This window comes from Streptomyces sp. NRRL S-350 (assembly GCF_000719705.1).
Taxonomy (GTDB): Bacteria; Actinomycetota; Actinomycetes; order Streptomycetales; family Streptomycetaceae; genus Kitasatospora.
The window spans coordinates 19,365-32,217 of the sequence record NZ_JOHO01000011.1 but is presented as its reverse complement, the minus strand read 5'-3'; the positions used below and the strand labels follow the sequence as shown (position 1 = coordinate 32,217).

The 12,853-nt window shown below is 74.7% G+C and carries 6 protein-coding genes; 5 read left to right on the top strand and 1 reads right to left on the bottom strand.

What is annotated here, in order from left to right; genetic code table 11:
• The first annotated feature begins 81 nt into the window (after positions 1–81).
• Complete coding sequence (locus IF30_RS0112575; protein WP_030236348.1) at positions 82–1,089, top strand: NAD-dependent epimerase/dehydratase family protein; 1,008 nt, start codon at positions 82–84, stop codon at positions 1,087–1,089.
• Positions 1,090–1,332: 243 nt separating this feature from the next.
• A complete protein-coding gene (moeZ, locus tag IF30_RS0112570) occupies positions 1,333–2,511 on the top strand; it encodes an adenylyltransferase/sulfurtransferase MoeZ (protein WP_030236346.1) in 1,179 nt (392 codons plus the stop codon).
• A gap of 118 nt (positions 2,512–2,629) precedes the next feature.
• Here moeZ and IF30_RS0112565 read toward each other — a convergent pair whose 3' ends face one another.
• Entirely contained in the window at positions 2,630–5,464 is a 2,835-nt protein-coding gene (locus tag IF30_RS0112565) for a lysylphosphatidylglycerol synthase transmembrane domain-containing protein (RefSeq protein WP_234322690.1), read from the bottom strand.
• A 134-nt stretch (positions 5,465–5,598) separates the two neighbouring features.
• On the opposite strand from IF30_RS0112565, the gene IF30_RS0112560 reads away from it, so the two are divergent.
• From IF30_RS0112560 to IF30_RS0112550, 3 genes are all read left to right on the top strand, one after another.
• Positions 5,599–5,991, top strand: a complete 393-nt coding sequence (locus IF30_RS0112560; RefSeq protein ID WP_030236340.1) for an MGMT family protein — start codon at positions 5,599–5,601, stop codon at positions 5,989–5,991.
• Positions 5,992–6,074: 83 nt separating this feature from the next.
• Positions 6,075–9,518 (top strand): ATP-dependent helicase, encoded by a 3,444-nt coding sequence (locus IF30_RS0112555; protein WP_051710042.1) that lies wholly within the window; start codon positions 6,075–6,077, stop codon positions 9,516–9,518.
• Positions 9,519–9,550: 32 nt separating this feature from the next.
• Positions 9,551–12,814, top strand: a complete 3,264-nt coding sequence (locus IF30_RS0112550; protein ID WP_030236335.1) for an ATP-dependent DNA helicase — start codon at positions 9,551–9,553, stop codon at positions 12,812–12,814.
• The last annotated feature ends 39 nt before the right edge of the window (positions 12,815–12,853 follow it).

Below are 12,853 nucleotides of genomic sequence, written 5' to 3'. Positions count from 1 at the left end.
CGTGATCCTCCGTTTCGTCCGTTCGTTGATTTCAGACCGCCAGGTCGTCCCCCGACCTCGCTTCGTGGAAGGACACCCCCGATGAGGGTGCTGCTGCTGGGCGCCGACGGCTTCATCGGCCGCCGGGTCACCGACCGTCTGCTGATGGACCAGGAGTTGCAGGTGACGGTGCTCGGCCGGCGCGACTCGGCCGACATCCGCTTCGACCTGACCACCGGGAGCCCGGGCGCGCTGGCCCGGTTCCTGGACGCGGTCGCGCCGCAGGTGGTGATCAACTGCGCGGGCGCCACCTACGGCAGCTCGCGCACCCTGATCCGGTCGAACACGTTGGCCGTCGCGACGGTCTGCGAGGCGATCCGGCGCAGCCGGGAGCCGGCCCGGCTGGTGCACGTCGGCTCGGCCGCCGAGTACGGGCCGGTGCCCGGCGGGGTGCCGGTCTCCGAGCAGGCCGAGCCGCGGCCGGTCGGCCCGTACGGGGTGTCCAAGCTGGCCGGGACGGAGCTGGTGCTGGCCTCCGGCCTGGACGCGGCGGTGCTGCGGGTGTTCGACGTGGTGGGGCCGGGGGCGCCGACGGCCTCGCTGTTCGGGCGGCTGGCCGAGGGGCTGCGGCGGGCCCTGGAACGGGACGAGAGCACGGTGCGGATGCCGGACCTGTCCGGATACCGGGATTTCGTGGACGTGCGGGACGTCGCGCGGGCCATCCAGGCGGCCGCGGTGTCGGCCGCCACCGGGGTGGTCAACATCGGCAGCGGGCACGCCGTCCGGGCCCGGGACGCGGCCCAACTGCTGGTGCGGGCCTCGGGCTTCGAGGGGTCCATCGTCGAGGAGAACCGGCCGGTCCTGCTGCCGGCGCAGGTCGGCGCGGCGGGGGGCGACCACCCGCACGGCCATCACCACCAGCCCGGCCCCTACCTCCCGGGCCACCGGGCGGAGGGACTGCGGCCGGAGGGCCGGGCGGTGCCGGGCGAGCCGGTGCCGTGGCGGCAGGCGGACGTCCGCACCGCCCGGGACCGTCTCGGATGGCGGACGCAGGTGCCGCTGGAGGAGTCCCTCGGGGACGTGTGGCTGGAGACGGCCTGCCGGGTCTGAGGAGGTTCGGAGGAGGCTCCCGAGGTGCCGCGGGGCCCGTGGGACACGGGTTCGGGGCGCCTCCGGGGGCCCGGCGCCCGGTCCCACGATCCGGCGCCACCCGTCTCGCCCATCGGACGGGCTGTCTCGGAATAGTGGAGGGGCGTGACACTGTTGGCCTAGAGAGCCACCCGAGTGGTGGAGCAACAACCCCACGAAGAGGCTGGCCCAGGCCACCCGAACAAGACACCCATCGGAGTCCCCGTGTCGTTGCCACCCCTGGTCGAGCCGGCCGACGAGCTCACCGTCGATGAGGTCCGCCGGTACTCCCGCCACCTGATCATCCCCGACGTGGGCATGGCCGGGCAGAAGCGGTTGAAGAACGCCAAGGTGCTGTGCGTGGGCGCCGGCGGCCTGGGCTCGCCCGCCCTGCTGTATCTGGCCGCCGCCGGTGTCGGCACGCTGGGCATCGTCGAGTTCGACGTGGTCGACGAGTCGAACCTGCAGCGCCAGGTGATCCACGGTCAGTCGGACGTGGGCCGTTCCAAGGCGGAGTCGGCGCGCGACTCGGTCAAGGAGATCAACCCCTACGTCGACGTGGTCCTGCACGAGGAGCGCCTCGACAACTCCAACGTCATGGAGATCTTCTCCGGCTACGACCTGATCGTGGACGGCACCGACAACTTCGCCACCCGCTACCTGGTGAACGACGCGGCGGTGCTGCTCGGCAAGCCGTACGTGTGGGGTTCGATCTACCGCTTCGACGGCCAGGCCAGCGTCTTCTGGGCGGAGCACGGCCCCTGCTACCGCTGCCTGTACCCGGAGGCCCCGCCGCCGGGCATGGTCCCCTCCTGCGCCGAGGGCGGCGTGCTGGGCGTGCTGTGCGCGTCCATCGGCTCGATCCAGGTCAACGAGGCGATCAAGCTGCTGGCCGGCATCGGCGAGCCGCTGCTCGGCCGACTGATGATCTACGACGCCCTGGAGATGAACTACCGCCAGGTGAAGGTCCGCAAGGACCCGAACTGCGCGGTCTGCGGGGAGAACCCGACGGTCACCGAGCTGATCGACTACGAGGCCTTCTGCGGCGTCGTGTCGGAGGAGGCGCAGGCCGCCGCCGCCGGTTCGACCATCACCTCGGCGCAGCTCAAGCAGTGGCAGGACGACAAGGAGGACATCTTCCTCGTCGACGTCCGCGAGCCCGGCGAGTACGAGATCGTCAACATCCCCGGCGCGGTGCTGATCCCGAAGAACGAGTTCCTGATGGGCGACGCGCTGGAGAGGCTGCCGCAGGACCGGAAGATCGTGCTGCACTGCAAGTCGGGCGTGCGCTCGGCCGAGGTGCTGGCCGTGGTGAAGTCCGCGGGCTTCGCCAACGCCGTCCACCTGGGCGGCGGCGTGCTCGGCTGGGTGAACCAGATCGAGCCGCACAAGCCGGTCTACTGAGGCACCGGTCTTTCCCCTCAAGGGAGTTCACGGGAGTTCAGGGCAGTCCGCGGAGGCCGCGGAGCGCATGACGAAGGGCCCGCCGGACGGCGGGCCCTTCGTCATGCGCCGGGGCGGTTCAGAGCGCGTGCCTGCGCTGCAGCACGTTGTAGGCGATCCACCCCGGCAGCACCGGCAGCCAGAAGGTGAGCGCCCGATAGAGGAAGACCGCGGGGGTGGCGACCGTGGGGGAGACGTCCGCGACGGTCAGGGCGCCGATCAGAGCGACCTCGACCGGGCCGATGCCGCCCGGGGTGGGGATCGCCGAGCCGGCCGCGTTGGCGGTCAGGAAGACCACCGCGACGGCCGAGAAGCTGACGTCGCCGCCGAAGGCCTGCACCGAGAAGTCCAGGCAGGCGGTGAAGGACAGGGTCAGCAGCAGGATGCCGCCGAAACCGGTGACGAGCTTGCTGGGCGTCTGCATCAGGTCGAGCATCCGCGGCACCACGCCGAAGAACAGCGAGCGCAGGCGGCCCAGGACGAACCGGCGCAGCGGCGCGACGGCGGCCACCACCAGGGCGAGCACGGCGGCGGTCAGCACGCCGATGATCACCGCGCGGGAGGCGGAGAGGTCGCCGTTGGTCTGGCTGCCGGTGATCAGGCCGAAGCTGAACAGCAGCAGCAGGTGCCCGGCCAGGCCCGCCAGCTGGGAGGCGCCGACCGAGGCCACGGCCTGGCCGGAACGGATGCCGGCCCGCTGCAGGTAGCGGGTGTTGAGGGCGATGCCGCCGATCGCCGCGGGGGCGACCAGCTTGACGAAGGAACCGGCCAGCTGGGCGGCGACGGTGCGCCGGAACGGCAGCCGCTCGGGGACGAAGCCGGTCAGGCTCATCGCGGCGGCGACGTAGCTGAACGCGGCCGCGAGCAGGGCGGCCGCCGCCCAGGCCCAGTTCATCTGGGAGAGCTTGAGCTGGGCCGGCTTGATGGTGGTCAGCGCCAGGTAGGCGGCGAAGGTGAGCGCGATGACCATGATCAGGGTCTTCGGCTTCAGCCGTTCCAGCTTGGCCGGCTCCATCGGCGCCTCGGGGGCGATCTGCAGGATCTGGCCGCGGATGCGGCTCAGCAGGTCCTCGCCGGCCGCCGCGATGTCCTCCTCGGCCTGCTGCTGGGTGCGCTCGCCGGCCGCGACCTGCTCCAGCGCCTTGGCGCGGGCGGCGGCCTTGCGCTCCTTGCCGAGCTTCGCCAGCTCGATCCTGGTGGAACGGCTCATCCCGACCGGCTGGAGGAGCGGCAGCGCCTGCGCCACCCGCTCGGCGCCGAGCACCGCGTTGGCGGCGGCGACGGCCCGCTCCGGCCCGATCCGCAGGGCGAAGGTGGTGAGCAGCTGGGCGACGTCGATGCGCAGCGTCAGGTCGGTGGCGGCGATGTCGCCGCCGGAGAGGTTGACCAGGCAGCCGGTCTCCCCGTCCACCACCAGCAGCGACTCGCCGGTCAGCCGCCGGTGGGCGATCCGGCGCTCGTGCAGGGCGGCCACGGACTGCCAGACCGAGGCCATCACCCGGTCGGTGACCTCGTCGTCGGCCAGCTCGTCCAGGGCGCGGCCCTCGACGTTCTCGTACACCAGGATCGCGGCGTCCGGGCCCAGTTCGGAGGTGGCGACCAGCTGCGGCGCGCAGGCGCCCGAGGCGGCCGCCGCGTACGCGATCAGGGCCTCCTGCTCCAGTGCCTGGCGCAGCGACTGCGGGCTGCGGCGCACCGCGACCGAGCGCAGCCGCAGCCGCCGCCAGGCCCGGTAGAAGAAGCCGGAGGCCTGCTGCTCGCGGTCGATGATGTGGACGTCCAGGGGCGGGCCGCCCTGCTGGGTGACGTAGTAGCGGCGGGTGCCGCCGGGGGCGTCGGGGGCGCGGTGGGCGCCGTCCGGGGTGAAGCCGACCTTGCGCAGGCCGATCATCATGTGCTGGCCGGTGGGCCGGATGTTGGGGGAGCCGATCGCGTACAGCGTGCCGTAGGCGACGGACCAGCCGATCAGCACGGTGAGCATCAGCGACAGCGGGGTGGTGTAGCCGCCGAGCAGCTCGGTGACCCCGCTGAAGACCACCACCACCCACAGGGCGACCCGCCAGCGCGGTCTGCTCGACATGCCGACGGCGGTCATGTAGGCGATCACCGGCGCGAGGTAGCCGTGCACCGGGTCGGTGAGGGTGCCGTTGCTGTCCAGCGGCAGCCTGGTCAGCGCCTCCCGGATGTGGTCGGAGGCGCCTTCGGCGACCCACCAGTCGATGCCGAGCGAGACGCCGTACGCGAGCACCGAGGCGAGGACGCCGTCGGCGACCCGCAGGCCGTCGCGTTTGATCAGCCGCTCGACGGCGAAGGCCAGCGGCACGGCGAGGACCGCGACGCTGGAGACCAGGCCGGTGATGGTGGCGAGCACCGCGGAGAAGTGCGGCGCGTTGGTGGCGATGTCCTGCTCGATGCCGGTGGTGGTCGAGGTGGCGATGCCGGCCAGCACGAAGACGGCGACGATCCCGAAGACGCCGGTGAGGAAGCGGAGCAGGTCGGACGGGCGGTGCGCGCGGGCGGCGAGCAGCGGCTCGTCGACGTCCAGGTGCGGGGCGTCGTCCAGCGGGTCCTGGTAGTCGGGCAGCGGTGCGGGGGCCTCCGGCGCCGGGGTCTCCGGGGCGGGGGTCTCCGGGGCGGGGGCCTCCGGGGCGCCGGGCCGGGCGGGCGCCGCGGGCTCTTCGGCCTCTTCGGGCTGATCGGGCTCTTCGGGCTGTTCGGCCTGGTGGGCCCGGTCGTCCTGGTCGGGGGCGCGGGTGGGCGCGGGGGTCTTGATCGTCCGGTCCTTGATCAGGGAGACTTCCGGGGTCGGCCCCGGTGCGGGCAGGCCTTCGTCCCCGCCACCGGTCGGCGGGGGCACGGCGGCAGCGGACTCGTCGGAGTCCTTGTCCACGCCCACGTCAGCCGTCCCGGTCATCTGGTCTTGTCCTCGTATCACCACTCACCGCCCCGAAGATGGTGGCATGCCCCGACGCCCCGTGCCGGACAGGGGGCGGATCGGGCGCGGCGTCCCGTTCGTACGGCACCGGGGTCGCGCCGCCGTGAGGAAGAATGCCGCAGGTGACGGACGCAACAGACGACGGCCCGCCGGACGCCCTGCCGCCCTTCGCCGAACTGGTGCTCGACCTGACCGAGCGGATTCCACCCGGCCGGGTGATGACCTACGGCGACGTCGCCGAGTACCTCGGCCAGGGCGGACCGCGGCAGGTCGGCCGGGTGATGGCCCTGTACGGCGGCTCGGTGCCCTGGTGGCGGGTCATCCGCGCGGACGGCCGCTTCCTGCCCGGCCACGAGCGGCGCGCCCTCGCCCACTACGGCGAGGAGGGCACCCCGCTGCGCGAACTCGCCGACCCGCCCCGGGTCGACCTCAAGCGGGCCCGTTGGGACGGGGAGCCGCCGCAGCCCCCCGAGGACGCCGGGAACGCCCCGCCCGGGCGGGATTGACGGAGGAGGACCGTAGGCTCGATGCGGGCGGGCCCCCGGCGGGGCCCGCCCGGCCATGCCCTGTTCGACCCCGGGACCAGTCCGTGAACTCCCCCTACCGGCTCGTGCGCAGCCCGCTCGTCCAGCCCGACCCACCCGTGCTGGACGCCTACCAGCGTGCCGTCGTCGAGCACACCGGCGGCCCGCTGCTGGTCCTGGCCGGGCCGGGCACGGGCAAGACCACCACGCTCGTCGAGGCCGTCGCCCGGCGGATCGAGGACGGCACCGACCCCGAGCGGATCCTCGTCCTCACCTTCAGCCGCAAGGCCGCGACGGAACTGCGCGACCGGATGGCCGGCCGGCTCGGCAGCACCGCCGCCGCCCCGCAGGCCACCACCTTCCACTCCTTCTGCTACGCCCTGCTGCGCGCCCACCAGGACCCGAAGGACTACGCCGAGCCGCTGCGGCTGCTCTCCGGCCCCGAGCAGGACGTCATGGTCCGCGAACTGCTCGCCGGCGGCGCCGAGGACGCCCGCCTCGGCAGCTCCCGCATCCCGTGGCCGCTGGACCTGCGGGCCTGCCTGACCACCCGCGGCTTCGCCGACGAGGTCCGCGCCGTCCTCGCCCGCAGCCGGGAGCTCGGCCTCGGCGAGGACGAGCTGAAGCGCTTCGCCCAGGGCGTCCAGCGCCCCGACTGGGCCGCGGCCGCCCACTTCCTGGCCGACTACCTCGATGTGCTCGACCTGCGCGGCGTCCTCGACTACGCGGAACTCGTCCACCGCGCCGTGCTGCTCGCCGAGCGCCCCGACGTCGGGCAGGAGCTGCGGCAGCGCTACGACGCCGTCTTCGTCGACGAGTACCAGGACACCGACCCCTCCCAGGTCCGGCTGCTGCGCCGGCTCGCCGGCGGCGGGCGCGACCTGATCGCCGTCGGCGACCCCGACCAGTCGATCTACGCCTTCCGCGGCGCCGACATCAACGGCATCCTCGACTTCCCGCAGACCTTCCGCCAGGCCGACGGCAGCCCCGCCGAGGTCAAGGTGCTGCGCGTCTCCCGCCGCTCCGGCGCGCTGCTGCTCGCCGCCTCCCGGGAGATCGCCCGGCGGATGCCGATGGGCCGCCTGCCCGCCGACAAGCTCGCCCAGCACCGCGCCCTGCTGCCCTCCCGCGAGGGCGGCCGGGTCGAGGTGTACACCTACCCGACCCCGGGCGCCGAACTCGACTCGATCGCCGACCTGCTGCGCCGCGCCCACCTGGAGGACGGCGTGCCGTGGGGCGAGATGGCGGTGCTCGTCCGGGCCGGCGCCCGCTCGATCCCCGGCGTGCGGCGGGCGCTCGGCGCGGCCGGCGTCCCGCTGGAGATCGACGGCGACGACCTGCCGCTGCGCGAGGAGCCCGCCGTCGCCCAGCTGCTGCTCGCCCTGCGGGTCTGCGCCCAGCAGGCGTCCCGGCAGGCCGCCCGCGACCGGTACGGCGACCCGGACGCCGTGGACGCCGTGGACGCCGTGGACGCCGTGGACGCCGTGGACGCCGAGGACGCCGAGGGCACCGGCGACGCCGTGGACGCCGTTGCCCCCCGCGCGGACGGCACGGCCGCCGCCGACCCGCTCACCACCGAGCTGGCCCACGCCCTGCTCACCGGCCCCCTCGGCGGCCTCGACGGCTCCGACCTGCGGCGCCTGGGCCGCGCCCTGCGCGAGGAGGAACGCGCCGCGCTGCGCGCCGAGGGCCGCCCCGGCACGGCCCCGCGCCCGGCCGACGAACTGATCCGCGAAGCCCTCGCCGAGCCCGAGCGGCTGGTCGCCCTCGACCCCGCGTACGCCCGCCGGGCCCGCGACCTCGGCACGCTGCTGCGCAAGGTCCGCGAGATGCTGGCCGGCGGCTGCACCGCCGAGGAGGCGCTGTGGGAGCTGTGGGACGGCAGTCGCCGCTGGCGCGAGCGCCTGGAACGGGCCGCGCTGCGCGGCGGCGCCGCCGGCCGCAACGCCGACCGCGACCTGGACGCGCTGTGCGCCCTGTTCGAGACCGCCGCCCGCGCCGAGGAGCAGGTCACCGGTCACCGCAGCGCCCTCGACCTGCTCGCCGAACTCGAAGCCCAGGACATCGCCGCCGACACCCTCACCGTCCGGGCCGTGCGCCCCGAGGCCGTCCGGCTGATGACCGCCCACCGCTCCAAGGGCCTGGAGTGGCGCCTGGTCGTCGTCGCCGGCGTCCAGGACGGCCTCTGGCCCGACCTGCGCCGCCGCGGCTCCCTGCTGGAGGCCGACCGGATCGGCCGCGACGGCCTCGCCGAACCGCTCTCCCCGGCCGCCCTGCTCGGCGAGGAGCGCCGCCTCTTCTACGTCGCCGCGACCCGCGCCAGGGAGCGGCTGATCGTCACCGCCGTCAAGGCCCCCGCCGACGACGGCGACGAGCCCTCCCGCTTCCTGCGCGAGCTGTACCGCGAGGACGTCGACCCGCGCACCGGCAAGGTGCTGCGCCGCACCCCGCCGGTCACCGTCGAGGACGTCACCCACCGCCCGCGCCGCCCGCTGTCCGTCGCCGCGCTGGTCGCCGAACTGCGCGCGGTCACCGTCGACCCGGCCCGCTCGCCCGAACTGCGCCGCGCCGCCGCCGAACGGCTCGCCGTCCTCGCCGCCGCCACCGACGAGGACGGGCTGCCGCTGGTGCCCGCCGCCCACCCGGACCGCTGGTGGGGGCTGGACGAACCGACCGCCGCCCCCGAGCCGCTGCGCAGCGCCGACCTGCCGGTCCGGCTGTCCGGCAGCGGCCTGGAGCAGTTGGAGAACTGCTCGCTGCAGTGGTTCCTGGACAAGGAGGTCAAGGCACGCGGCGCGGGCTCGGCCGCCCAGGGCTTCGGGAACGTGGTGCACGCGCTCGCCGACGAGGTCGGCTCCGGCCGCACCCCCGCCGACCTCGCCGTCCTCATGGAGCGCCTGGACACCGTCTGGGACGCGCTGGCCTTCGACGCGCCCTGGAAGTCCCACCAGGAGAAGACCGAGGCCCGCGCCGCCCTGGAGCGCTTCCTCAACTGGCACGTCCTGGAACGCGGCCGGGACGTCGTCGCCACCGAGCACGGCTTCGACGTCACCCTCGACGTCGGCGGCGTCTCGGTGCGCATCCGCGGCTCGATGGACCGGGTCGAGAAGGACGGCTCCGGGCGCGCCTACGTGGTCGACTTCAAGACCGGCAAGCAGCTGCCCAGCGACAGGTCACTGCCCGAGCACAAGCAGCTCGCCGTCTACCAGCTCGCCGTGCGGGCCGGCGCCCTGGGCGAGCTGCCCGGCTTCGCCGAGCACCCCCCGGCCACCGGCGGCGCCGAACTGGTGCACCTGCGCGAGCCCGCCGCCAAGGCCGCCCCGGACGCCCCCAAGGTCCAGCGGCAGGACCCGCCGCAGGGCGAGCCCTGGATCGAGAACCTGCTCGCCGAGGCCGCCGGGAAGGTCCTCGCCGAGCGCTTCGTCCCGCAGACCGGCGGCGGCTGCGACCGCTGCACCTTCCGCCGCAGCTGCTCGGCCCAGCGGGACGGCGCCCAACTCGTCGAGTGAGAGTTGTCCGCGGCTCCGGTTACCGTTGCGGGGTGACCGCCGTGCTCAGCCATCCCGACCAGCTCAAGGAGCTGCTGGGGATCCCGTTCAACCGGGAGCAGATGGCGGCCGTCGGCGCCCCCCTCGAACCGGCCGTGATCGTGGCCGGCGCCGGCTCCGGCAAGACCACCGTGATGGCCGCCCGGGTCGTCTGGCTGGTCGGCTCCGGCGCCGTACGGCCCGAGGAGGTGCTCGGCCTCACCTTCACCAACAAGGCCGCCGGCGAACTCGCCGACCGCGTCCGCACCGCCCTGCGGGTCTGCGGACTGGGGACGGCCCCGGCCGACGACTGGGGGAGCGCCGCCGGCCGGGACGCCGCCGAACCGCTCGGCGAGCCGGAGATCTCCACCTACCACGCCTTCGCCGGCCGCCTCCTCAAGGAGCACGGCCTGCGGATCGGCATCGAACCGGACGTACGGCTGCTCGCCGACGCCACCCGCTTCCAGCTCGCCGCCAAGGTGCTGCGCACCGCCCGCGGCCCGTTCCCCGCGCTCACCGGCACCTTCACCAACCTGGTCGCCGACCTCACCGCGCTGGACGGCGAGCTCGCCGAGCACCTCGTCGAGCCGCAGGCCCTGCGCGACTTCGACGAACGGCTGCTGGACACCCTCGCCACCGTCAAGCTGACCAACGACGACCTGCGGGCCGTCCCGGCCGCCGCCCGCGCCCGGCAGGAACTGCTGCGCCTGGTCGAGGAGTACCGGCGCCGCAAGCGCTCCGCCGGGCTGATGGACTTCGGCGACCAGATAGCCGCCGCGGCCCGCCTCGCCCAGCAGCGCCCCGAGGTCGGCGAGCTGCTGCGCGGCCAGTTCCGGGTGGTGCTGCTGGACGAGTACCAGGACACCTCCGTCGCCCAGCGCCTGATGCTCGCCGGCCTGTTCGGCGCCGGCCCCGACGGCGTCCCCACCGGCCACCCGGTGACCGCCGTCGGCGACCCCTGCCAGGCGATCTACGGCTGGCGCGGCGCCTCGGTCGCCAACCTCGACGAGTTCCCCCGGCACTTCCCCAAGGCCGACGGCCGCCCCGCCGACCGCTACGCGCTCAGCGAGAACCGCCGCAGCGGCGGACGCCTGCTCGCCTTCGCCAACACCCTCGCCGCGCCGCTGCGCGAGATGCACGAGGGCGTCGAGGCGCTGCGCCCGGCACCCGGCGCCGAACAGGACGGCTTCGTGCGGGCGGCGCTGCTGCCCACCCACGCCGAGGAGATCGACTGGCTCGCCGACTCGGTCGCCCACCTGGTGCGCACCGGCACCGCGCCCGGGCGGATCGCCGTGCTGTGCCGCGGCGGCGCGGCCTTCCCCGACATCCACGCGGCGCTGGTCGCCCGCGAGGTGCCGGTCGAGGTGGTGGGCCTCGGCGGACTGCTGCAACTGCCCGAGGTGGCCGACCTGGTGGCGGTCTGCGAGGTGCTGCAGGACCCGACCGCCAACGCCGCGCTGGTGCGCCTGCTGATCGGCCCGCGCTGGCGGATCGGCCCGCGCGACCTCGCGCTGCTCGGCCGGCGGGCCGCCGAACTGGTGCGCACCGCCCGGCCCGAGGGCGTCGACGCGCTGGCCGCGGCCGTCGCCGAGGCCGATCCGACCGAGGTGGTGTCGCTGGCCGACGCGGTGGAGAGCTTCCTCGACGGGCCGTCCGGCGAGGGGGGCGGGGGCGGGCCCGACGGGCTGCCGTTCTCCGCCGAGGCGCGGGTGCGCTTCGCCCGCCTCGCCCAGGAGCTGCGCGACCTGCGCCGCTCGCTCGCCGACCCGCTGATGGACGTGCTGCACCGGGTGCTGGCCGTCACCGGCCTGGAGGTCGAACTCGCCGCCTCCCCGCAGGCACTGGCCGCCCGACGCCGGGAGACCCTGCACGCCTTCCTGGACGTCGCCGCCTCCTTCGCCGACCTCGACGGCGATCCGGGCCTGGCCGCCTTCCTGGGCTTCCTGCGTGCCGCGCAGGAGTACGAGCGCGGCCTGGACAGCAGCCTGCCCGGCGGCGAGGACACCGTGAAGGTCCTCACCGTCCACAAGTCCAAGGGCCTGGAGTGGGACGTGGTGGCCGTCCCCGGCCTGGTGCGGGGCGCATTCCCCTCCGCCACCCCGCGCGAGCGGTGGACCAGCGCCAAGCGCGTGCTCCCGCACGCCCTGCGCGGCGACGCGGCCACCCTGCCCGACGTGCGCGGCGGCTGGACCGGCAAGGCGATGACCGCCTTCAAGAAGGAGCTGGCCGAGCACTCCGGCACCGAGGAACGGCGCCTGGGCTACGTCGCGTTCACCCGCCCGCGCTCGCTGCTGCTGGCCTCCGGGCACTGGTGGGGGCCGAGCCAGAAGACCGTCCGCGGCCCGTCCGCCTTCCTGGAGCAGCTGCGCGAGCACTGCGAGCAGCCCGGCGCGGGCGAGGTCGAACACTGGGCCGAGCGGCCGGAGGAGGGCGCCGAGAACCCGGCGCTGGCCGCGCCCGTGGAGCGCCCCTGGCCGCTGCCGCTGGACCCGGCGGCGCAGCACGCCCGGCGCCGGGTCGCCGAGGTGGTGCACGCCCGTTTGGCCGGGCTCCCGGCGCCGGAGCCCGAGCCGATGGCCGCCGAGGACCAGCGCCAGGTGGCCTCCTGGGACCGCGATCTGACCGCGCTGCTCGGCGAGTTGGAGCGGTCCCGGCGCACCGCGCGCGACGTGCCGCTGCCCGCCGCGCTGTCCGCCACCCAGCTGCTGCGGCTGGCCGCCGACCCGGACGGCTTCGCCCGCGACCTGGCCCGCCCCATGCCCCGCCCCCCGCAGCCCGCGGCCCGGCGCGGCACCCGCTTCCACGCCTGGGTGCAGTCCCGGATCGAGCCGCTGCTGCTGGTCGAGCCCGGCGCGCTGCCCGGTGCCGACGACGACGGCATCGAGGACGAGCAGGACCTGGAGCGGCTCAAGGAGGCGTTCCTGCGCACCCCCTACGCGCAGCGCAAGCCCCACCGGGTCGAGGCGCCGTTCCAGCTGGTGCTGGCGGGGCGGGTGGTGCGCGGCCGGATCGACGCGGTCTACCGTGACGCTGACGCCCTGTCGGAATCCGGTGGTGCGTCACGCTACGAAGTGGTGGACTGGAAGACCCACCGCGAGGAGACGGCGGATCCGCTGCAGCTCGCGGTCTACCGACTGGCCTGGGCCGAGCAGGCGGGCGTCGACCCCGAGCAGGTCACGGCTTCGTTCCTGTACGTCCGCAGCGGGCGGATCGTCCGTCCGGCAGGACTTCCCGACCGAAAAGAGTTGGAACGGCTCCTGATCGGGAACAGTGACTAATGAGTCACGCAGAGCATCCAAGTCATCACGCCAGTGCCC